Source organism: Citrobacter sp. Cpo089, from assembly GCF_030332695.1.
GTDB classification, from domain to species: Bacteria; Pseudomonadota; Gammaproteobacteria; order Enterobacterales; family Enterobacteriaceae; genus Citrobacter; species Citrobacter portucalensis.
This window is the reverse complement of the sequence record NZ_JAOWHJ010000067.1, coordinates 24,016-45,705: the sequence shown is the minus strand read 5'-3', so window position 1 is coordinate 45,705 and position 21,690 is coordinate 24,016. Positions and strand designations below refer to the sequence as shown.

At 52.0% G+C, this 21,690-nt stretch carries 21 protein-coding genes; 13 read left to right on the top strand and 8 right to left on the bottom strand.

What is annotated here, in order from left to right:
* Nucleotides 1–66: 66 nt before the first annotated feature.
* A complete protein-coding gene (gene rimL / locus OGX92_RS16005) occupies nt 67–612 on the top strand; it encodes a 50S ribosomal protein L7/L12-serine acetyltransferase (RefSeq protein WP_218667414.1) in 546 nt (181 codons plus the stop codon).
* Here rimL and ydcK read toward each other — a convergent pair.
* Complete coding sequence (gene ydcK, locus OGX92_RS16000; RefSeq protein ID WP_048235315.1) at nt 604–1,584, bottom strand: YdcK family protein; 981 nt, start codon at nt 1,582–1,584, stop codon at nt 604–606. The two genes, rimL and ydcK, sit on opposite strands and share 9 nt — an antisense overlap.
* A 113-nt stretch (nt 1,585–1,697) precedes the next feature.
* Here ydcK and tehA point away from each other — a divergent pair, with 113 nt between their 5' ends.
* The 3 genes from tehA (at nt 1,698) to OGX92_RS15985 (ending at nt 4,125) form a co-directional block, all read left to right on the top strand.
* Entirely contained in the window at nt 1,698–2,699 is a 1,002-nt protein-coding gene (tehA, locus tag OGX92_RS15995) for a dicarboxylate transporter/tellurite-resistance protein TehA (RefSeq protein WP_003833162.1), read from the top strand.
* A complete protein-coding gene (gene tehB / locus OGX92_RS15990; protein ID WP_003833160.1) occupies nt 2,699–3,295 on the top strand; it encodes a tellurite resistance methyltransferase TehB in 597 nt (198 codons plus the stop codon). The genes tehA and tehB overlap by 1 nt, the downstream gene beginning before the upstream one ends.
* A 155-nt stretch (nt 3,296–3,450) precedes the next feature.
* Nucleotides 3,451–4,125 (top strand): DUF3313 domain-containing protein, encoded by a 675-nt coding sequence (locus OGX92_RS15985; protein ID WP_003833157.1) that lies wholly within the window; start codon nt 3,451–3,453, stop codon nt 4,123–4,125.
* A 37-nt stretch (nt 4,126–4,162) separates the two neighbouring features.
* Here the strand turns inward: OGX92_RS15985 and OGX92_RS15980 are convergent, their stop codons facing one another.
* Nucleotides 4,163–5,071: a DMT family transporter gene (locus tag OGX92_RS15980; protein WP_003833155.1), complete on the bottom strand. Its 909-nt coding sequence runs from the start codon at nt 5,069–5,071 to the stop codon at nt 4,163–4,165.
* Nucleotides 5,072–5,255: 184 nt separating this feature from the next.
* On the opposite strand from OGX92_RS15980, the gene OGX92_RS15975 reads away from it, so the two are divergent.
* The gene (locus tag OGX92_RS15975) at nt 5,256–6,125 is read left to right on the top strand and encodes an AraC family transcriptional regulator (protein ID WP_003833154.1); all 870 of its coding nucleotides are present in this window, start codon (nt 5,256–5,258) and stop codon (nt 6,123–6,125) included.
* Here the strand turns inward: OGX92_RS15975 and OGX92_RS15970 are convergent.
* The gene (locus OGX92_RS15970; protein WP_126317998.1) at nt 6,108–7,274 is read right to left on the bottom strand and encodes a benzoate/H(+) symporter BenE family transporter; all 1,167 of its coding nucleotides are present in this window, start codon (nt 7,272–7,274) and stop codon (nt 6,108–6,110) included. The two genes, OGX92_RS15975 and OGX92_RS15970, sit on opposite strands and share 18 nt — an antisense overlap.
* A 105-nt stretch (nt 7,275–7,379) precedes the next feature.
* Between OGX92_RS15970 and OGX92_RS15965 the strand changes: the two genes are divergently transcribed.
* Nucleotides 7,380–7,916: a helix-turn-helix domain-containing protein gene (locus tag OGX92_RS15965; protein ID WP_071446326.1), complete on the top strand. Its 537-nt coding sequence runs from the start codon at nt 7,380–7,382 to the stop codon at nt 7,914–7,916.
* Between the two features lie 79 nt (nt 7,917–7,995).
* Nucleotides 7,996–9,957: a 23S rRNA 5-hydroxycytidine C2501 synthase gene (gene rlhA, locus OGX92_RS15960; protein ID WP_003833148.1), complete on the top strand. Its 1,962-nt coding sequence runs from the start codon at nt 7,996–7,998 to the stop codon at nt 9,955–9,957.
* Nucleotides 9,958–9,960: 3 nt separating this feature from the next.
* Here rlhA and OGX92_RS15955 read toward each other — a convergent pair whose 3' ends face one another.
* From OGX92_RS15955 to OGX92_RS15940, 4 genes are all read right to left on the bottom strand, one after another.
* Nucleotides 9,961–10,191, bottom strand: a complete 231-nt coding sequence (locus OGX92_RS15955) for a DUF2554 family protein (RefSeq protein WP_003020233.1) — start codon at nt 10,189–10,191, stop codon at nt 9,961–9,963.
* A gap of 189 nt (nt 10,192–10,380) precedes the next feature.
* Nucleotides 10,381–10,506 (bottom strand): DUF2474 domain-containing protein, encoded by a 126-nt coding sequence (locus OGX92_RS15950; RefSeq protein ID WP_003020230.1) that lies wholly within the window; start codon nt 10,504–10,506, stop codon nt 10,381–10,383.
* Entirely contained in the window at nt 10,506–11,516 is a 1,011-nt protein-coding gene (gene cydB / locus OGX92_RS15945; protein ID WP_286586800.1) for a cytochrome d ubiquinol oxidase subunit II, read from the bottom strand. Before cydB ends, OGX92_RS15950 begins: the two co-directional genes overlap by 1 nt.
* Nucleotides 11,516–12,919 carry a cytochrome ubiquinol oxidase subunit I gene (locus OGX92_RS15940; protein WP_003833142.1) on the bottom strand — a complete coding sequence of 468 codons (1,404 nt, stop codon included), beginning with the start codon at nt 12,917–12,919 and terminating at the stop codon, nt 11,516–11,518. Before OGX92_RS15940 ends, cydB begins: the two co-directional genes overlap by 1 nt.
* A 310-nt stretch (nt 12,920–13,229) precedes the next feature.
* Between OGX92_RS15940 and OGX92_RS15935 the strand changes: the two genes are divergently transcribed.
* The 6 genes from OGX92_RS15935 to patD all read left to right on the top strand — a co-directional run bounded on the left by OGX92_RS15935 (nt 13,230) and on the right by patD (nt 20,335).
* Entirely contained in the window at nt 13,230–14,639 is a 1,410-nt protein-coding gene (locus OGX92_RS15935; protein WP_191222566.1) for an aminotransferase-like domain-containing protein, read from the top strand.
* Between the two features lie 327 nt (nt 14,640–14,966).
* Nucleotides 14,967–16,112, top strand: coding sequence for a putative ABC transporter substrate-binding protein YdcS (gene ydcS, locus OGX92_RS15930; RefSeq protein WP_008784842.1), 1,146 nt, complete (start codon nt 14,967–14,969; stop codon nt 16,110–16,112).
* Between the two features lie 16 nt (nt 16,113–16,128).
* Nucleotides 16,129–17,145 (top strand): ABC transporter ATP-binding protein, encoded by a 1,017-nt coding sequence (locus OGX92_RS15925; protein WP_063940776.1) that lies wholly within the window; start codon nt 16,129–16,131, stop codon nt 17,143–17,145.
* The gene (locus OGX92_RS15920) at nt 17,146–18,090 is read left to right on the top strand and encodes an ABC transporter permease (protein WP_003833133.1); all 945 of its coding nucleotides are present in this window, start codon (nt 17,146–17,148) and stop codon (nt 18,088–18,090) included. It begins immediately after the preceding gene.
* Nucleotides 18,080–18,886, top strand: a complete 807-nt coding sequence (locus OGX92_RS15915) for an ABC transporter permease (protein WP_003020204.1) — start codon at nt 18,080–18,082, stop codon at nt 18,884–18,886. The genes OGX92_RS15920 and OGX92_RS15915 overlap by 11 nt, the downstream gene beginning before the upstream one ends.
* A gap of 21 nt (nt 18,887–18,907) precedes the next feature.
* Nucleotides 18,908–20,335 carry an aminobutyraldehyde dehydrogenase gene (patD, locus tag OGX92_RS15910; RefSeq protein ID WP_149335302.1) on the top strand — a complete coding sequence of 476 codons (1,428 nt, stop codon included), beginning with the start codon at nt 18,908–18,910 and terminating at the stop codon, nt 20,333–20,335.
* A gap of 193 nt (nt 20,336–20,528) precedes the next feature.
* Here patD and OGX92_RS15905 read toward each other — a convergent pair whose 3' ends face one another.
* A complete protein-coding gene (locus OGX92_RS15905) occupies nt 20,529–21,656 on the bottom strand; it encodes a multidrug effflux MFS transporter (protein ID WP_284962559.1) in 1,128 nt (375 codons plus the stop codon).
* Nucleotides 21,657–21,690 lie beyond the last annotated feature (34 nt).

The window sequence follows — 21,690 nt, the reverse complement described above, 5'->3', positions numbered from 1 at the left end:
TAAACAGAGTAATATCGGCTACTGCCAGTCAGAAATGCCCCGTTTACGATCGCAAAGGAGATAAACATGTCAGAAATAATTATCGTTAGTGACGCGCTGGAACTGCGGGCGGTAGAAGAACAACACGTCACCCCTCTGCATCAGTTGGTGCTTAAAAATAAAACCTGGCTCCAACAGTCACTGAACTGGCCGCAGTTTGTCGAATCTGAGGACGACACGCGCAAAAACGTGCAGGGGAATATGATGTTGCACCAGCGCGGCTACGCCAAAATGTTCCTTATTTTCGAACAAGGGGAGGTGGCTGGCGTTATCTCGTTTAACCAGATAGAGCCGCTGAACAAAGCCGCTTATATTGGTTATTGGCTGGATAAAGAGCACCAGGGCAAAGGCATTCTGTCTCAGGCGCTACAGGCAATGATTCGTCATTATGCGCAGCGCCAGGAGATTCGCCGTTTCGTGATTAAATGTCGTGTAGATAACGTCAGGAGCAACCAGGTTGCACTGCGCAATGGCTTCCGACTGGAAGGATGTATGCAACAGGCGGAATTCCTTAATGGCGATTACCATGACGTGAATCTCTACGCCCGCATCATTGATGGTTCTTCAGAATAAACCGGCGATAGGGGTGCGCGTGATACGTTGTTCGCCGTTGATCACTTTTGGCCCGCGCAGATGGATCGCATCGCCATCAAAGGCTTCAACTTGGGCCTGATCGGTTATCTCAATATGATGCTCGATCAGCACTTCACCCAGAATACAGGCATAGCCTTCAATAAGGATGTGACCGTCAAGCTGGAGCGGTCCGCCACGTAATTGCGCATGCCCCCCAACCAGCACGTGGTGTTTCAGCACGCAGTTACCTTCAACCACCGCGTGTTCCGCCACCTGCGAGCTGTAGCGCAGGGTAGGAATGGCGTCTTCATCCGTTCCGGCAATGACGCGTGCATGCCCATAGACTTTGGCGCAATCGCAGATCCAGACATTATTCTCTTCGTTGCCTTCTATCCGTGCAAAATCAAAAACTTCAGCCCGATGTTCTATAAAAGCATAATTGATCATCGCATCGCCATAGATTTGCGCCTGATGGACCACGCGTGAATTGCTGACTGCCGCCCGCTCGTAAATTTGCAGGAGCTGGTCGCTTTCACGGGTTAACCCTCTGGCCGCAATGATTTCAGAGTCACACACAATGCGTGCATCACCGCAGATGAGGCACTCACCGCGAACAACAGAATCCTGAATGGTGACGTTGTCACGTATTTGCGCGTTATGGCTGATTTCTGCTCGGTCAATCCAGACGGCATCACCAATCTGCGCGCCATCTCTGACCACGCTTGCCTGTGTAATACGGGCGTCTCCGGTTATCGTCGCGCCGGAAAACGCGAGCGCATTCTCATCGTATATCCAGCAATTACCGCTTTGCGACAGAACGCTTTCATCATCAATCCAGCCACCGAGCGTACCGGATCTAACATCATTAAAATCAATGAGTGCGATGATTTGGCGTAGTAATACACTTTTTTTATTGCCATTATCCAGGTAACTAAAGGAGCGAGATTCATCGCTTAGACGGTATTTGGTCATAGCTCATTTCCATGTTGCGCACCTTAGTTAAACGTAGCAAAGTTTTCTGCACTGGCTAAACCGGCAGATATTCCATAAAATGCATTTCAAATATACTTTAAAAAATAAACAAAATGAGTAAGAACAAACAGAGTGAACGGGTCCTCAATCTTCCGGCTGGTTATTTTGGCATGGTACTGGGTACCATCGGGATGGGATTTGCGTGGCGCTACGCCAGCCAGGTGTGGCCGGTGAGCCACTGGATTGGTGATGGCTTAGTGATCCTCGCAATGGTCATTTGGGGATTGCTGACGCTGGCATTTGTGAATCGCTTACTACGTTTTCCGCACAGCGTACTGGCGGAAATTCGTCATCCGGTGATGAGCAGTTTTGTCAGTCTGTTTCCAGCAACAACGATGCTGGTCGCGATTGGTTTTGTACCTTGGTATCGACCGCTGGCGCTAGGATTGTTCAGCATTGGCGTGGTGATACAGCTGGCGTACGCCGCCTGGCAAACGGCAGGGCTGTGGCGCGGCGAGCATCCGGAAGAGGCCACCACGCCGGGTCTGTATCTGCCGACCGTTGCCAATAACTTTATCAGCGCCATGGCCTGTGGTGCACTTGGGTTCAACGATGCCGGGTTGGTGTTTTTGGGCGCCGGGGTATTTTCCTGGCTTAGCCTGGAGCCGGTGATTCTGCAGCGTTTACGTAGCTGCGGTGAACTACCGACGGTTTTACGTACTTCACTTGGTATACAGTTGGCACCCGCGCTGGTCGCCTGTAGCGCCTGGCTTAGCGTCAACGGCGGCGAGGGGGATACGTTAGCTAAAATGCTATTTGGTTATGGTCTGCTGCAACTTCTGTTCATGCTACGCCTTATGCCGTGGTATTTGTCACAGCCATTTAATGCGTCTTTCTGGAGCTTCTCGTTTGGCGTGTCTGCGTTGGCGACAACGGGATTGCATCTTGGACACGGCAGTGAATCAGGATTTTTTCATACTCTGTCTATCCCACTGTTTATTTTTACCAATTTTATCATTGCATTATTACTGATACGTACGTTTGCATTGCTGATGCAGGGGAAACTGCTCATCCGCACGGAGCGTGCTGCATTACTGAAATCTGAGGATAAATAATGACCCTTTGCGACGAAAACTACTTTACTGAAAAATATGATTTAACCCGTACGCATTCCGATGTCGTTGAAGCGGCAAAAGTGGTTGCACCAGGTAAAACGTTAGATCTGGGCTGCGGTAACGGCCGAAACAGCCTGTACCTGGCGGCAAACGGCTATGACGTTACCGCATGGGATAAAAACCCAATGAGCATCGCTAACCTTGAGCGCATCAAAGCGGCTGAGGGGCTGACCAACCTCAACGCGAAGGTCGCTGACCTTAATGCGTTACGTTTTGAGGGTGAATACGATTTTATTCTTTCTACCGTTGTACTGATGTTCCTTGAAGCTAAAACGATCCCTGGCCTTATTGAGAATATGCAACGTTGTACTAAACCGGGTGGATATAACTTAATCGTCGCAGCGATGGATACTGATGATTTTCCGTGCACAGTAGGTTTTCCGTTCGCGTTTAAAACCGGAGAATTACGCAACTATTACAGTGGGTGGGATCTGCTGAAATATAACGAAGACGTAGGTGAACTTCATCGTACAGATGAAAACGGTAATCGAATTAAACTGCGCTTTGCCACCATGCTGGCACGCAAAACTTCCTGAACCTCCCGTTTGGGTTAACTCTTTCTGCGTTCAGCATTTTTTGTGCTGAGCGCAGAGATAAAATTGTGCGGTGCTTACCATTTTTAGTACATCCAAAATGAAACTGTTTTGCTATCCTTTTTAGGCATCATTGCGAAAACTAAAGGGATCGTTTCATGCGTACTCAAACTTTATTTAAAGTTGCAGTGCTTACTGGCTTGTTGGCATTATCCGGCTGTGCGTCAAAAGTGACCGAGCCGGATAAATATTCTGGGTTTTTAAAAAATTACTCTGATCTGAAGGAAACAAAATCAGCATCGGGACAAACGGTACTCCGTTGGGTTGACCCGAGCTACAACGAATCCAAATATGACAACATTGTTTATAACCCGGTAACGTATTATCCGGTTCCTAAACCTACTACGCAGGTAGGGCAGCAGGTTCTTGATCAATTACTGACCTATACCAATACGAAGTTGAAAACGGCGATCGGTCAGCGTAAACCTCTGGTTACAACCCCAGGGCCACGTAGTCTGATTTTCCGCGGGGCGATTACCGGTGTAGCGACCAGCAAAGAAGGACTGCAGTTCTATGAAGTGGTCCCGGTTGCACTGCTCGTTGCAGGAACGCAAATGGCGACGGGTCACCGTACCATGGATACCAACCTCTATTTCGAGGGTGAGTTGATTGATGCAGCGACCAATAAACCGGTGATTAAAGTTGTACGTAAGGGTGAAGGTAAAGACCTGAACAACGAAAGCACGCCGATGGCGTTCGAAACGTTGAAGAAAGTTGTTGATGACATGGCGACCGATGCCTCCATGTTTGATGTGAACAAAAAACCACAATAAAAATGATGAACGCACCATCTCAGGATGGTGCGTTTTTTTATGCCACACGACGACGATAGAGTATTTTACCCATCAATGCTTCCGGTCGGGCAAACATCACCAGATTTCCCAGTAAGATCAACACCAATCCGGCAATCGCATTAACTTGCCAGATGTATCCTTCATACAATGTTGACAACGTCAGCGCCACCAGCGGGAACAGCAGCGTGCTGTATGCCGCCTTACTGGGACCAATACGACCTACCAGCGTGAAATAAGCGCCAAAGGCAATCACTGAGCCGAAAATAGCCAGATATAACAGCGCGCTAAGATAGCTGAATGTCCACTGTGGCGTGAAGTTGTCGCCGCGCACCAGCGCAATGGCCGCGATCAGCAATGTGCCGTACAGCATGGCCCAGCTGTTGGTCGTTAACACTTCTAACCCTTTTTTCTGGTGACGCAGACTGATCATATTGCCCAGTGAGAAGCCGAAGGTTCCCAGAGCGCTCAAACCGATGCCCAGCAGCAGTGAATGATTAAACCCGCTGTTGAGCAAATCCTGCCAAAACAGAGTCACGATGCCCGTCAGTCCCAGACCCGCTGCAATATAGAAGCGCAGCGGTGGTTTTTGCCCAAAAAAGATGAAGCTATTAACTGCATTGAACAGGACGGCCATCGAGAAAATCACCGACTCCAGGCCGGTATTAATCCACGCCGCAGCCGTATAAAAACACCAGAAGTTAAAGCAAAAAACGCATCCGCCCTGTAACAGACAAAACAGATGATCGCGGCCAGACAGTTTGCGTAATTTACCGCTTAGCAACAGGATCACTATCATCACCGAGCTGGCAACTGCGAAGCGCCAAAAGATAGAAACCGGTGCAGAAACCGGACCTTGCTGCAAATAAATCGCAATCCATGTCGTTCCCCAAATAACCACCACCAGGCAGTACAACAGTGCGTTCATACAACTCTCTCTTTTTGTCGTCAGACTTACACTGTGTCACGACGGAATGCAGGAGACTTTCATCGGCTTGCGGTGTACTTGCAAAATCTTGCGCTTTTTTTAGCGTAATAGTGAAAAGGCAGCTGTTAACGATATGTAGCTGATATAGACTGAAAGCCTGCTAACTTATTTTGAATGTGATGGTATGTCTCAGCCCTACGGTGCCTTTGAAAACTTGCGCAAACATAATGCCGTGCTGCATGAATCGGTTGCGTTACATTCAGGGATCCAACTGGCGGCCTGGTCGAACAAGCGCGATACCATCACCCAATATTGCGATCACCATACGCTCAGTTTATACATCGCAGATGGTTACGAGAGTTACCACAAGACGGCGGGAGGATGGAAGAATGGCGGGGGACCAGACCGTTTTTGCCTGATGCCGAAAGAGAGTGAGTCCAGTTGGGATATTCGTGACGATCTTTCCTTTGTTCATCTCTATTGTACGGACGCGCATTTGCGAGAAGTGGGTGAAAAAGTTTGGGACAAAAGCCCCTATAGTTTCACGCTGGACGAGCATACGTTTGGCAGTGACCCGGGGATCACGGCGGTTTACCGTCAGTTTTTGCTTGGTAACGACTGGCAGCAACCGGCCAATCACCTCACGCTTAGCGCGGCATCTTCACTACTGTTAACGCATCTGATCCAGCATTACAGCAATGTGCAATGGCGACTTCCCGTTGTCACCGGAGGGCTTGCGCCTGCCACATTGCGCAACGTGCTGGCCTATATTGAAGCACATCTGGCGTATCCCATAACGTTGAGCGATCTGGCAAGCGAGGCAGCGCTAAGTGAATTCCATTTTGCCAGAATGTTTCGCCAGTCGATGAATATGGCGCCTCATCAGTACGTCATGCAACGCCGTATGGCGCTGGCGCAGCAACTGGTCTGTTATTCATCACGCAGCCTGTCGGATATTGCAATGGCCTGTGGGTTCAGTTCGGCGAGCCATTTCAGTAACCGGTTTAAACAAGTGACGGGTAAAACGCCAACGCAGCTACGCGCGGCGAAATAATGTCAACACTGAGTAGCAAATACCGCCGACGACCAGCCCCCAGAATGCAGACCCAACGCCAAATACCGTCAGACCACTGGCCGTAACCAGAAAAGTCACGATGGCCGCATCGCGTTCTGCTTCATTATGTAAGGCTTGAAATAAACTACCGCTAATCGTGCCGAGTAATGCCAGACCAGCAAGCATCTGGATCCAGCTTACGGGGAGGGCTGCCATCAGTCCTGTGACCGAACCGCCAAACACTCCAGCCAGAATGTAAAAGACACCCGCTGCCGCTGCGGCAAGCCAGCGTCGATTTGCATCTGGATGGGCTTCGGGGCTTTGGCAAATTGCGGCGGTTATGGCGGCGATGCAGATGGAATAGACGCCAAACGGCGAAAATAGCAGTGCCAGCAGACCCGTAAAAACAATCAGGGGTGAAACGGGTAACGAATATCCAGATGCTTTCATGGTCGCAATACCTGGGGCATTTTGCGAAGCCATAGTAACCAGAAACAGCGGTAGCGCAATGCTGATACTGTGGGCTAATGAAAAGTGTGGGGCAATAAACGCTGGCAACACCGGTGACAGATTAACACCATCGGTGACAATGTCACCTTTAACCAGGGCGATAGCTATGCCTACCAACATTGCGGCGATTACGGCATACCGTGGGGCAATCACTTTTAGTACTAACCACGCCAGCAGCATGCTGCCGCACAAGATAAGCTCACTGTTCAGGCTATTGAACGCCTGCAAACCAAAACGCAGCAAGATCCCGGCCAGCATGGCTGATGCCAGCGAGTGGGGAATAATTTTCATCAGGCGAGCAAACAGCCCGGTTATACCGCACAGCACAATCAACGCATTAGCTACGATAAAAACACCGATAGCATCCTGAATCGATACCCCTTGCAGGCCCGTCACCAGCAGCGCGGCACCAGGCGTTGACCATGCGGTGAGTACAGGGGCGCGATACCACAATGTCAGCGCCAGCGTACTGACCCCCATTGCTAGCCCAAGTGCGGTCATCCAGCCTGCGATTTGTCCGGTCGTCGCACCTGCGGCGAGCGCCGCTTGCCAGATAATGGCCGCTGAACTGGCGTAGCCGACCAGGACCGCCACAAAACCCGACAAAACTGTAGGCAGGGGGATGGAAAATGTGCGCATAGCAACTCCGCGTGCGTTATAACGGTCAGTTACTGTAGCACTGTGCGTTATAGCGTACAAGTGCTAAGCTGTAGCCCCGAGAAAGGAGAGCGACGAAGGAGAAAAATGGACAACTTAACCCACTATCTGGCCACAACGCTCAAGACGCTACGTCACCAGCGTGAATGGAGCCTTTCGCGTCTGGCGGAGGAAACTGGCGTCTCAAAAGCGATGCTGGGGCAGATTGAGCGTAATGAATCCAGTCCAACGGTGGCAACATTGTGGAAAATTGCCACTGGACTGAACGTCCCGTTTTCAACGTTTATTTCACCACCAGAGTCAGACGGCACGCTAACATTCGATCCCCAGCAGCAGGCGATGGTCGTCACGCCGTTGTTCCCGTGGGATCCGCAACTGTGCTTCGATCATTTTTCGATACTGCTGGCACCCGGCGCGCTCAGTGAATCTACTCCGCATGAAACCGGCGTAATTGAGCACGTGGTGGTGATTAGTGGTCTGCTGGATATGTGTATTGAGGGGCAGTGGCGCACCTTTAAATCCGGTGAGGGTGTCCGTTTCGCCGGAGATACGGCACATAGCTACCGTAACAGTAGCGAGCAAACGGTTCATTTTCACTCGCTGATCCATTACCCACGCGGTTAATCGGGAAAACTATTCCGAAACGCCGCGCTTGTGACTACAATAACCGCCATTTTTACCGCTTGTGGATGGTAACAACTGTATGCGCCAGCAGCCTCATCACCTTGAATTGTTAAGCCCGGCTCGGGATACCGCCATTGCGCGCGAAGCCATTTTGCACGGCGCAGACGCCGTTTACATTGGTGGACCAGGTTTTGGCGCGCGTCATAACGCCAGCAATAGCCTGAAAGATATTGCCGAATTAGTGCCTTTTGCCCATCGTTACGGGGCAAAAATCTTTGTGACGCTAAACACGATCTTGCATGATGATGAGCTGGAGCCCGCACAACGGTTAATTACCGATCTGTATCAGACCGGCGTTGATGCCCTGATCGTGCAGGATATGGGGATTCTTGAACTGGATATTCCCCCGATTGAACTGCACGCCAGCACCCAGTGCGATATTCGCAGCGTTGAGAAGGCGAAATTTCTATCTGATGTGGGATTCACCCAGATTGTGCTGGCGCGCGAACTGAGCCTTGAGCAGATTAACGCTATCCATCAGGCTACCGATGCGACCATTGAGTTTTTCATTCACGGTGCGCTGTGCGTTGCCTATTCAGGGCAGTGTTATATTTCACATGCACAAACCGGACGCAGCGCTAACCGCGGCGACTGTTCCCAGGCTTGCCGTCTGCCGTATACCCTGAAAGACGATCAGGGGCGCGTGGTGTCCTATGAAAAACATCTGCTGTCGATGAAAGATAACGATCAGACCGCCAACCTGGGTGCGTTGATTGACGCAGGTGTGCGTTCCTTCAAAATTGAAGGGCGCTATAAGGACATGAGTTATGTGAAGAATATTACCGCGCATTATCGCCAGATGCTCGACGCCATCATTGAAGAACGCGGCGATCTGGCCCGTTCATCAGCGGGACGTACCGAACATTTCTTTATCCCATCCACAGAGAAAACCTTCCATCGCGGCAGCACCGATTATTTTGTGAATGCCCGTAAAGGGGATATCGGCGCATTCGACTCGCCAAAGTTTATCGGTTTGCCGGTCGGCGAAGTCCTGAAGGTGGCGAAAGATCATCTCGATGTTGAGGTGACTGAACCGCTGGCAAACGGGGATGGCCTGAACGTGTTAATCAAACGCGAGGTTGTTGGATTCCGCGCCAACACCGTGGAAAAAACGGGGAACAATCGTTATCGGGTATGGCCGAATGAAATGCCCGCCGACCTGCACAAAGTGCGTCCGCATCATCCGCTGAATCGCAACCTCGATCATAACTGGCAGCAAGCGTTAACAAAAACTTCCAGCGAACGCCGTGTTGCGATCGATATTGAGCTCGGCGGCTGGCAGGAGCAGTTGATTCTGACGCTCACCAGTGAAGAGGGCGTGAGTATCACCCATACGTTGGACGGCCAGTTTGAGGAAGCGAACAATGCGGAAAAAGCGTTGAGTAACCTACAGGACGGACTGGCAAAACTTGGTCAGACGATGTACTACGTCCGTAATATTCAGGTGAATCTGCCGGGCGCGCTGTTTGTGCCAAACGGTCAACTAAATCAGTTCCGGCGTGAAGCCGTTGATATGCTGGATGCAGCACGCCTGCAAAGCTATCAGCGCGGTAGCCGCAAACCGGTATCTCAGCCAGCGCCGGTTTATCCACAAACGCACTTGAGTTTCCTGGCTAACGTCTACAACCAAAAAGCGCGTGAGTTTTATCACCGTTATGGCGTTCAGTTGATTGATGCAGCCTATGAAGCTCATGAAGAAAAGGGCGAAGTGCCGGTGATGATCACCAAACATTGCCTGCGTTTCGCCTTTAACCTGTGCCCGAAACAGGCGAAAGGTAACATCAAAAGCTGGAAAGCAACACCGATGCAACTGGTTAACGGCGATGAAGTCCTGACGCTGAAATTTGATTGCCGACCGTGCGAAATGCACGTGATCGGCAAGATGAAACATCACATTCTGAAGATGCCGTTGCCCGGCAGCGTCGTGGCTTCGGTCAGTCCAGAAGAACTGATGAAGACACTGCCGAAGCGCAAAGGTTAATCGTTAGCTCAGATGTGTATCGGGTTTGCGTGATTTTTGCCAGTGATGGTGTTCACGAAGATCGGCGGCGGATTCTTCCGCCGTCACTCGCAACTCATCGCTGTCGGCCGTGTGTCGTAGTAAATGATCGGCATCCTGCACCTGAAGATATTCATGTCCCTGATTAGTAGCGAAAAGTTGACCGGAAAAAAGCGCGCTGGCCAGCAATAACACCGTTAACCCTTTCTTAAACATCATGCACCCTCTGGTACGTTAGCTGCGGAATTGGCGATAATTTCGCCAGGTGACTATTCAATATTTTAATCGGGTTAATGACAATCTCTGTTTTGCCATTTCGATGTTTTTTACATATTTGTTTAGCCAGTGTTGGGATTTGTTACAACCGGGCAATACAGTGCAGCCCGGTTGTTTGCAAGGAGAGTATCAGGACTTAAATCCGGCAGCTGTCATCAGGAGACGAAAGAACATACCAACGGCGGCCAGGGCCAGCACGCTGCCCCCCCAGAGGATCACCAGCCACATCAGGCGTTTCCAGATTGTTTGTTGCATCAATGATACCCCTCACCATGTTGAACTTTGCCGCGGAAAACGTAGTAGCTCCAGAAGGTGTACACCAGAATTATCGGGATAATCAGCAGTGTGCCAACCAACATAAAGCCCTGACTTTGTGCCGGAGCCGCCGCCTGCCAGAGCGTAATAGACGGTGGAATGATATGTGGCCAGATACTGATCCCCAGCCCGCTAAACCCGAGAAAAATCAGCCCCAGTGTCAATACAAAAGGCAGCGTATGGCAGTTATGTTGCCCCAGCGAACGCCACAGCCAGAGACTGATAAGCGCAACCAGCAGCGGAACCGGCATCAGAAACCACAGGTTGGGCAGGCTAAACCAACGCTCGGCAATCGCGCTATGTGCCAGTGGTGTCCACAGGCTGATAATGGCAATCACAACCAACATTGCCAGCAGCAGTTTTTTGGCCACACTGCGCATTTTATCCTGCAACGGATTTTCGCTTTTCATCACCAGCCATGTCGCCCCCAGCAGGGCGTAAGCCACGACCAGACCAATGCCGCAGAACAACGTGAACGGGGTCAACCAGTCGAAAGGACCGCCGCTGTAGCTGCGTCCGGTAACGGAGAATCCGTTGAGTACGGCACCCACCACGACACCTTGCGTGAATGTCGCGAGGATTGAACCGCCGAGAAAGGCTTTATCCCAGAATGGTCGGTGCGCAGGTGTGGCTTTGAAGCGAAACTCGAACGCGACGCCGCGAAAAATCAGGCCGATTAGCATCAGGGTCAACAGGATCGTCAGCGCATCGACAATCACCGCATAGGCCAGGGGGAAAGCGCCGAATAATCCGGCTCCGCCCAACACCAGCCAGGTTTCATTGCCGTCCCATACTGGGGCGACGCTGTTGACCATCACATCGCGATCGTCAGCGTCCTGAATCGCTGGGAATAAAATGCCAATCCCGAGATCAAAACCGTCCATCACGATATACATCAGCGTGGCGAAGACGATAATCACAAACCAGATAACTGATAAATCGATACCCATTAGCGGTGTGCCTCCGGTTGAGAATCGAGGACGGCAGCAGAAAGCGGCCGTGCAGGCGTGCCGGTTGGCGGAATGGTCGGGTCATCTTCCTGTGGTCCTTTACGGATCAGGCGGATCATGTAGCTGTAACCCACGCCAAACACTGAGCTGTACACCACAAAGAAAGACAGCAGGCTGATGCTCATATGTAAATCGCCATGTGCGGAAACCGCATCCGCCGTACGTTGCAGACCGTAAACAACCCACGGTTGACGGCCAACTTCAGTGGTCACCCAACCGGCAAGGATGGCAATCAGACCGGAAGGACCCATCCACAAGGCAAAGCGCAGGAAAGGGCGCGAGGTAAATAAACGCTGCTTATAGCGCAGCCACAGGGCAAAAGTACCCAGCAGGATCATCAGCATGCCTAGCCCGGCCATTATGCGAAACGACCAGAACACCATGGTGGAGTTGGGCCTGTCTTCTTTAGGAAACTCTTTTAGGGCCGGGACCTGTTTGTCCAGACTATGGGTCAGGATCAGACTGCCTAGCGCCGGGATTTCCAGCCCATAGCGGGTGCGTTCCTGCTCCATATCCGGCCAGCCGAACAACAGCAGCGGAGTCGGTTCACCGGGGCGATTTTCCCAGTGTCCTTCAATCGCAGCAATTTTTGCCGGCTGATGCTTCAGCGTATTCAAACCGTGCATATCGCCAATCAAGGCCTGCAGTGGAGCGACGATTAATGTCATCCACAGCGCCATCGAAAACATCGCTCGAATTGCTGGTGTGTTATTCCCGCGCAGCAAATGCCATGCCCCAGAGGCGGCAACAAACAACGCGCTGCTCAGGAAGGCGGCAACCGACATATGCAGCAGACGATAGGGGAATGAAGGATTGAAAATAACGGCGAACCAGTCGACGGGAACGACCTGGCCGTTAACTATTTCATAGCCTTGCGGTGTCTGCATCCAGCTGTTGGAGGCGAGGATCCAGAAGGTTGAAATAATGGTACCCAGTGCGACCATGCAGGTGGCAAAGAAATGAAGCCCTGGACCAACCCGATTCCAGCCAAACAACATCACCCCAAGGAAACCAGCTTCGAGGAAGAAGGCGGTTAATACTTCATAGGTCAGTAACGGCCCAGTGATACTCCCGGCGAACTCGGAAAAACCACTCCAGTTGGTGCCGAACTGATAAGCCATCACCAGCCCGGAAACGACACCCATACCAAAATTTACGGCGAATATTTTCGACCAAAAATGGTAAAGCGATCGCCAGGTGGGGTTTTTCGTTTTTAGCCATAGCCCTTCAAGCACAGCCAGATAACTGGCGAGTCCGATAGTAATAGCCGGAAAGATGATGTGAAAGGATACCGTAAACGCGAACTGGATCCTTGCCAGGTGAAACGCGTCAAGACCGAACATGCTTAACTCCGCAGGCAAAATTGATTTAGCGCAATTCTAAGTCTGAGGAGCAATGGAAGGCAGAAACAGAACAGTTCTTTTTAACCATAACAGTTGCAGCGCTGTTATAAGTTGCACTCGCTGATATGAAATCTGGAAGCTTGATTCCTGTTATTGAATAGCGTTCTCTTCTTGAAATACGCGCCGTAGGCAAAGAACTGTCATTACCGATGTTGTAAAACTGTTAACTATAACAGTTAAATAAAATACCCTGATTATGTAAACTGATATATACAGTGGTTGTCACCGACACCGGTAATCAGGACGAAAAATGAAAAAGTACCAGCGACTGGCAGAGCAAATTCGCGATCAAATTGCGTCTGGCGTATGGCAGCCAGGCGATCGCTTGCCATCTTTGCGTGAGCAGGTGGTCAGCAGCGGAATGAGTTTTATGACTGTCGGACACGCATACCAGTTGCTGGAAAGCCAGGGGCGGATTATCGCCCGACCGCAATCGGGTTATTATGTCGCCGCGCGCCCGGAACGTGAACTGGCAGCGCCGCAGGTGCAGGTCATGCGCGATGAAGCGGTGGATATCAATACCTACATTTTTGATATGTTGCAGGCCAGCCGGGATGCGTCAGTGATGCCCTTTGCCTCCGCATTCCCCGACCCGCGGCTGTTTCCACTTCAGCAGTTGAATCGCTCGTTGGCGCAGGTGAGTAAAACTGCCACCGCCATGAGCGTGATTGAAAACCTGCCGCCGGGGAATGCTGAGCTGCGTCATGCCATTGCCCGTCGCTATGCTCAACAGGGGATGACCATTTCACCTGACGAAATCGTCATCACCACCGGCGCGCTGGAAGCCCTTAATCTGAGCCTGCAAGCGGTCACTGAACCGGGTGACTGGGTGATTGTCGAAAACCCCTGTTTTTACGGGGCGTTGCAGGCCCTGGAACGATTACGTCTGAAGGCGTTGTCGGTGGCCACCGACGTTAAAGAGGGGATCGATCTTGCTGCGTTGGAGCAGGCGTTGCAGGAGTACCCGGTAAAAGCCTGCTGGCTAATGACCAACAGCCAAAACCCACTGGGTTTTACGCTCAGCGCAGAGAAAAAGGCGCGTCTGGTCGCCTTGCTGGAAAAATACCACGTAATGTTGATTGAAGATGATGTTTACAGCGAGTTGTACTTTGGCCGCGAAAAACCGTTGCCTGCCAAAGCCTGGGATCGCGCCGACAGTGTTCTGCATTGTTCGTCTTTCTCGAAGTGCCTGGTGCCAGGATTTCGTATTGGCTGGGTAGCAGCAGGGAAACATGCCCGGCGTATTCAGCGACTCCAGCTAATGAGCACCTTATCTACCAGTTCACCCATGCAGCTTGCCCTTGTTGATTATCTTTCAACCCGGCGCTATGACGCGCATTTACGGCGCTTGCGTCGGCAACTGGCGGAACGTAAACAACAGGCCTGGCAAACGCTGCTGCGTCATCTTCCGGCGGAAGTCAAAATTCACCACAACGACAGCGGTTATTTTCTGTGGCTGGAGCTGCCGGAACCGCTTGATGCCGGTGTGCTCAGTACCCATGCGCTGGCACACCACATCAGTATTGCGCCGGGGAAAATGTTCACGACCTCGGGAAGCTGGACACGTTTTTTTCGTTTTAATACTGCATGGCACTGGGGAGATCGCGAAGAGCAGGCCGTAAAACAGCTTGGTAAATTAATTCGTGAAATGATGAAATAAACCATAACGCGCTATTCAATATAAATGAATAGCGTGTTCTTATTTTCGAAATAGTGAATGCCGAACCACGGTATTATTTATATCGGGTGCGTCCATACAAAATATCAATAGTTAATGCTATTGCCACCTCTGCGTCTAACTCCTTGTCTATACTCCAGAAGATTACCCCCTGGTCAGAGTCTGTAGCGTAATGAGCGTTAGCTCACAACCTGATTAAATTTCCTTGCGCCAGCAGGAACGCTTACAACACCCCGACTATTTTTAGAAAAGGACATATATTTACGGCAAGGCTGCCGCTCAATATTTTTTAGACAGGAGTAAGACGTTATGAGCAAGCAGTTTGCCCTCAGTAGCCTGTGCGCACTCAGTATGACGCTGATGACTGCGCAGGCAGCCGAACCCCCCACATCATTAGATAAACCGGAAGGCCGCCTGGATATTATTGCCTGGCCGGGTTATATCGAACGTGGGCAAACCGATAAACAATATGACTGGGTCTCACAGTTTGAGAAAGATACTGGCTGCGCGGTTAATGTAAAAACGGCAGCCACATCTGATGAAATGGTCAGCCTGATGGCAAAAGGCGGCTACGACCTGGTTACCGCTTCTGGTGATGCCTCACTGCGCCTGATTATGGGAAAACGCGTTCAGCCAATTAATACCGCGCTGATCCCTAACTGGAAAACCATCGATCCACGCGTGGTAAAAGGCGAATGGTTTAACGTTGGCGGAAAAGTTTATGGCACACCGTACCAGTGGGGACCAAACCTGCTGATGTATAACACCAAAATTTTCCCAACGCCGCCGGATAGCTGGAGCGTGGTGTTTGTTGAGCAAAAACTTGAGGATGGGAAAAGCAATAAAGGGCGCGTTCAGGCCTACGATGGCCCGATCTATATTGCCGATGCCGCGTTATTCGTTAAAGCCACTCAGCCGCAGTTGGGTATTACCGATCCCTATCAGCTCACTGAAAAACAGTATCAGGCGGTGATCAAAGTCCTGAGCGATCAGCACGCGCTGATCCATCGCTATTGGCACGATACCACCGTGCAAATGAGCGATTTCAAAAATGAAGGCGTGGTAGCGTCAAGCGCCTGGCCTTATCAGGCTAACGCCTTGAAAGGCGAAGGTCAGCCAATTGCCACGGTCTTCCCAAAAGAAGGGGTTACCGGATGGGCTGATACCACCATGCTGCACAGTGAAGCGAAACACCCGGTTTGTGCTTACAAATGGATGAACTGGTCATTAACCCCGAAAGTACAGGGCGACGTAGCGGCCTGGTTTGGTTCTCTGCCAGTAGTGCCTGAAGGTTGTAAAGCCAGCCCGTTACTGGGTGAAAAAGGCTGTGAAACCAACGGTTATAGTTATTTCGACAAGATTGCCTTCTGGAAAACGCCGATTGCCGAAGGTGGAAAATTCGTTCCTTACAGTCGCTGGACGCAGGATTACATCGCCATTATGGGCGGTCGTTAATTCCGCTGGGGGTTTTATGACGTACGCAGTGGAGTTTCATAACGTCTCGCGTTTGTATGGGGATGTTCGAGCAGTTGATGGGGTAAGTATTGCGATTAACGACGGTGAGTTTTTCTCTATGCTGGGGCCATCCGGCTCCGGCAAGACCACCTGTCTGCGCCTGATTGCTGGGTTTGAACAACTGTCAGGCGGCGCAATCACTATTTTTGGTAAACAGGCCAGCGAATTGCCGCCCTGGGAGCGGGATGTAAATACGGTATTTCAGGATTACGCGTTATTCCCGCATATGTCGATTCTCGACAACGTCGCTTACGGGCTGATGGTCAAAGGCATCGATAAAAAACAGCGCCACGCCAAAGCGCGAGAGGCGTTGGATAAAGTTGCGCTCGGTTTTGTTTATGAACGCAAACCGTCGCAACTTTCCGGTGGTCAGCGGCAGCGCGTGGCGATTGCCCGGGCGCTGGTCAATGAGCCGCGCGTCCTGCTGTTGGATGAACCGCTCGGGGCATTGGATCTCAAACTGCGTGAGCAGATGCAGCTGGAGCTGAAGAAATTACAGCAATCCCTTGGTATCACCTTCATTTTCGTCACTCACGATCAGGGGGAAGCCCTGTCGATGTCCGATCGTGTGGCGGTGTTTAATAACGGTCGCATCGAACAGGTGGATTCTCCGCGCGAACTGTACATGCGTCCGCGGACACCGTTTGTGGCAAGTTTCGTCGGAACGTCCAATGTCTTTGATGCCACGATGTCAGCGAACGTTTGCGGGCTACAGGGGATGTTCTCCCTGCGTCCGGAACACATTCGCTTGAATGATACCGGAGGAGAAGTTCAGGCCAGGGGGGTTATCCAGGCGGTGCAGTATCAGGGGGCGGCGACGCGGTTTGAGCTAAAACTGGCCGGTGGTGAAAAATTGCTGGTTAGCCAGGCGAACCTGACGGGCGAAATGCTGCCCTCAACGTTGTCGCCAGGTCAGCAGGTGATGGCATCCTGGTCACGCGACGTGATGGTACCGCTGGTTGAGGAGAGGTGAATGGCTATGAACGTCTTACATTCGCCTCCACAGTCGACCAACCTGAACCGGATCTCAGGTTACTTCTGGCGTAATCCGGGGCTGGGGCTGTTTTTGCTGCTCCTCGGACCGCTGATGTGGTTTGGCATCGTCTACTTTGGCTCATTACTGACACTGTTGTGGCAAGGTTTTTATACCTTCGACGATTTCACCATGTCGGTCACACCAGACCTGACGCTGGCGAATTTGCAGGCGCTGTTTAATCCCGCTAACTACGACATCATTTTGCGCACTCTGACGATGGCGGTAGCGGTCACCATCGCCAGCGCGATTCTGGCGTTTCCGATGGCGTGGTATATGGCTCGCTATACCAGCGGCAAAATGAAGGCTTTTTTTTACATTGCCGTAATGTTGCCAATGTGGGCCAGCTACATCGTTAAAGCCTATGCGTGGACGCTGCTGTTGGCTAAAGACGGCGTGGCGCAGTGGTTTTTAACCCACCTTGGGCTGGAGCCGTTGCTGCTTTCGTTCCTGACATTACCTGCGGTAGGCGGCAATACGCTGTCGACTTCAGGGTTAGGGCGTTTCCTGGTGTTCGTCTATATCTGGCTGCCGTTTATGATCCTGCCGGTACAGGCCGCGCTGGAGAGACTTCCGCCGTCGCTGTTACAGGCTTCTGCTGATTTGGGCGCGCGTCCGCGTCAAACCTTCCGCTATGTGGTGCTTCCATTGGCGATACCGGGCATTGCAGCGGGTTCGATCTTTACCTTCTCTCTGACGTTGGGTGACTTTATTGTGCCGCAACTGGTGGGACCGCCGGGCTATTTCATCGGCAACATGGTGTATTCGCAACAAGGGGCGATCGGCAATATGCCGATGGCGGCGGCATTTACTCTGGTGCCGATTGTGTTAATCGCACTGTATCTGGCGTTCGTGAAGCGTCTGGGAGCTTTCGATGCACTCTGAACGCGCACCCTGGCTACTCAAACTGGCGGCATGGGGCGGGGTTATTTTCCTGCACTTTCCCATCCTCATCATCGCCACCTATGCTTTTAATACTGAGGAGGCTGCTTTTAGTTTTCCACCCCAGGGATTAACGCTGAAGTGGTTTAGCGTTGCTGCGCAGCGTAGCGATATCCTGGAGTCTGTGACGTTGTCACTTAAGATCGCTGCGTTGTCCACAGCTATTGCCCTTGTTCTGGGGACGCTGGCCGCGGCCGCGCTGTGGCGTAGGGACTTTTTTGGCAAAAGTGCAATATCGCTGTTGCTACTGTTGCCGATCGCGCTGCCGGGCATTATTACCGGCCTTGCGCTGTTGACGGCGTTTAAAACCATCAACCTGGAACCGGGTTTTCTCACGATCGTGGTGGGCCATGCGACGTTTTGCGTGGTGGTGGTGTTTAACAACGTTGTGGCGCGTTTTCGCCGTACCTCATGGAGTCTGGTCGAAGCGTCTATGGATCTTGGCGCCAATGGCTGGCAAACCTTTCGTTATGTCGTGCTGCCAAATCTGGCATCGGCACTTCTGGCGGGGGGGATGCTGGCGTTTGCCTTGTCGTTTGATGAAATCATCGTGACAACGTTCACTGCCGGACATGAAAGAACACTTCCTCTGTGGCTGCTCAATCAATTGGGTCGTCCACGGGATGTGCCGGTCACCAACGTTGTGGCATTGCTGGTAATGCTGGTGACAACACTGCCAATTTTAGGGGCCTGGTGGCTAACGCGTGAAGGCGACACTCTCGCCGGAAACGGTAAATAAACGACGATATGGGAAATTGCTATGCAACATCAATTACTGATTAATGGCGAGCTGGTCAACGGTGAAGGTGAAAAGCAGCCAGTCTATAACCCTGCCACTGGTGAACTCATTCTGGAGATTGCTGAGGCGTCAGCCATGCAGGTTGATGCCGCTGTAAGTGCAGCAGACGCCGCGTTTGCCACCTGGGGGCAAACCACGCCGAAAGTCCGCTCTGAACTGCTGCTGAAACTGGCGGATGCTATTGCTGATAACGCGCAAACCTTCGCTGAGCTGGAATCACTTAACTGCGGTAAACCGCTGCACTGTGTTCTCAACGATGAAATTCCCGCTATTGTCGATGTTTTCCGCTTCTTCGCCGGTGCGGCGCGTACCCTGCAAGGACAGGCGGCCGGTGAATATCTGGAAGGGCATACCTCGATGATTCGCCGTGATCCACTGGGCGTGGTGGCCTCTATTGCGCCGTGGAACTATCCGCTGATGATGGCGGCGTGGAAGCTGGCTCCAGCGTTGGCGGCGGGAAACTGCGTGGTGATTAAACCGTCAGAGATTACCCCGCTGACGGCGCTTAAATTGGCCGAATTCGCCAAAGACATTTATCCGGCTGGCGTGATTAACGTGCTGTTTGGTCGCGGTAAAACGGTGGGCGATCCGCTGACCGGCCATGAAAAAGTGCGCATGGTTTCGCTGACCGGCTCCATTGCAACCGGCGAACACATTATTCAGCACACCGCGCCGTCAATTAAGCGTACGCATATGGAACTGGGCGGAAAAGCTCCGGTGATCATTTTTGATGATGCCGATCTGGATGCTGTGGTGAGCGGCGTGCGGACCTTTGGTTATTACAACGCCGGGCAAGACTGTACCGCCGCTTGCCGAATTTATGCCCAGAAAGGCATTTATGATGCACTGGTCGAAAAACTTGGCGCCGCCGTTGCCAGCCTGAAAATCGGTCCGCCGAATGATGAATCGACCGAGCTGGGACCGGTGAGCTCGCAGGCACATCTCGATCGCGTGACTAAAGCGGTCGATGAGGCTAAAGCGTTGGGCCATATTAAGGTCATCACCGGCGGTAAAAAAGTGGATGGTTCAGGCTACTATTTTGCCCCGACGCTGCTTGCTGGGGCAAAGCAGGACGATGCCATCGTACAGCGGGAAGTTTTCGGTCCGGTGGTCAGCGTGACCGTATTTGATGATGAAGATCAGGTGCTGGCATGGGCCAACGATTCGAAATACGGCCTGGCATCCTCCGTCTGGACCCGGGATGTTGGGCGAGCGCATCGCTTTAGCGCTCGCCTGCAATATGGTTGCACTTGGGTCAATACCCATTTCACGCTGGTTAGCGAGATGCCGCACGGTGGGCAAAAACAGTCCGGCTATGGAAAGGATATGTCGGTTTACGGGCTGGAGGATTACACGGTTATTCGCCATGTTATGATCAAGCATGAGTAATATCTTAAGCGCGATCGGCGAATGGGGCACGGATAGCTAAATATTGGCATACGTGTGTCTATACTATTCGCGCCACTGGCCTCGTCGCCATCGGACGGCGGTAAGTTGGAAATATCCGCGAGGTCAGGCTAATTGATACAACAAAGCCCCAGCATATAGCCGGGGCTTTGTGCTTTCAGGATCGCCATCGGGTTTATCTGCGGCCCAGACTGCAAAGCCAGGCGAGTAGGGCACAGACGCTCAGAACCAGCCCCAGTTGCTGCACCACGCCTGCTAAACCCAGCATCATCCCAAGTAACAGGTAATAGCTTAATCCGAACAAAGCACCGGCGGCACCGGCCTGTTCACGGTAGTGACGCAGCGCCTGACTCAGCACATTGGGAATGGCGATACCATAGGCAATCACCACGCCGAACACCGGAATCAGGATCCACGCGGAGTGCTGTAAACACCACGCGACGAGACCTGACAACGCTGCCAGCACACAGGCATAACGTACCAGTCGCTCCGGCGTCAGACCAGTCGTTAACAGTCTTCGGTTCAGCAGGCTACCTGACAGAGAAGCAAACGCAAGTAGTAACCCCGTCCAGCCAAAGGCTCTGGAGCTCCATCCTAATTGCCCAAAAAGAAACGGCGCCAGGCTGTAATAGCTAAACAGCATGGTGTTCAGTAGGGCAACCAGCAAGGCGTTTTTCCGCAACTCATTGTCCCGCATCATGCGGGAGAACAATCCGGCAAGCTTCGGGCTGAGCGTATGTTCGGGCCGGGTTTCTGGCAGCATGGTCGCTGTCAGTATTAGCAGTAGCAGCGCCAACAGCACAAGGGCAACAAAGACACCGGTATGGCCATACAGACTTACTAACCAACCTCCGCTTAGCAGGCCAAAAACTGGACTCAATGCCAGTGCGGCCCCCATCACGGAAAAGACGCGGGATAGCGCAGTTGATTCATAACAGTCCCTTAGCATGGTCTGTACCACGACCGACCCGGCAGCCGCACCGATGGCGGAGATCATCCGCGCCAGCAGCAAAACGCTGAAGTCGGTGGCAACAACAGCTGCTGCGCAACCTGTTCCATAGCAGATAAGTCCTGCCAGCATCGCCCAACGTCGTCCGATGCAGTCGCTTAGCCACCCCCACATCGCTACGCCGACGGCAAAGGCAACAAAATAAACGGAGAGTGTTTGAGCCGCGCGCTCACTGCTTACGTGAAAAGAGGTAGCGATACCCGGCAACGCCGGGCTGTAAATGGTTTCCACCAGTTGTGGAAACATAATCAGTAGCGTAAGAAGCCACAGCGGTGGGCGACGAAGTGTGTTCATAGCAATATCCAGACAGACAGAAAACAGGCGGGCA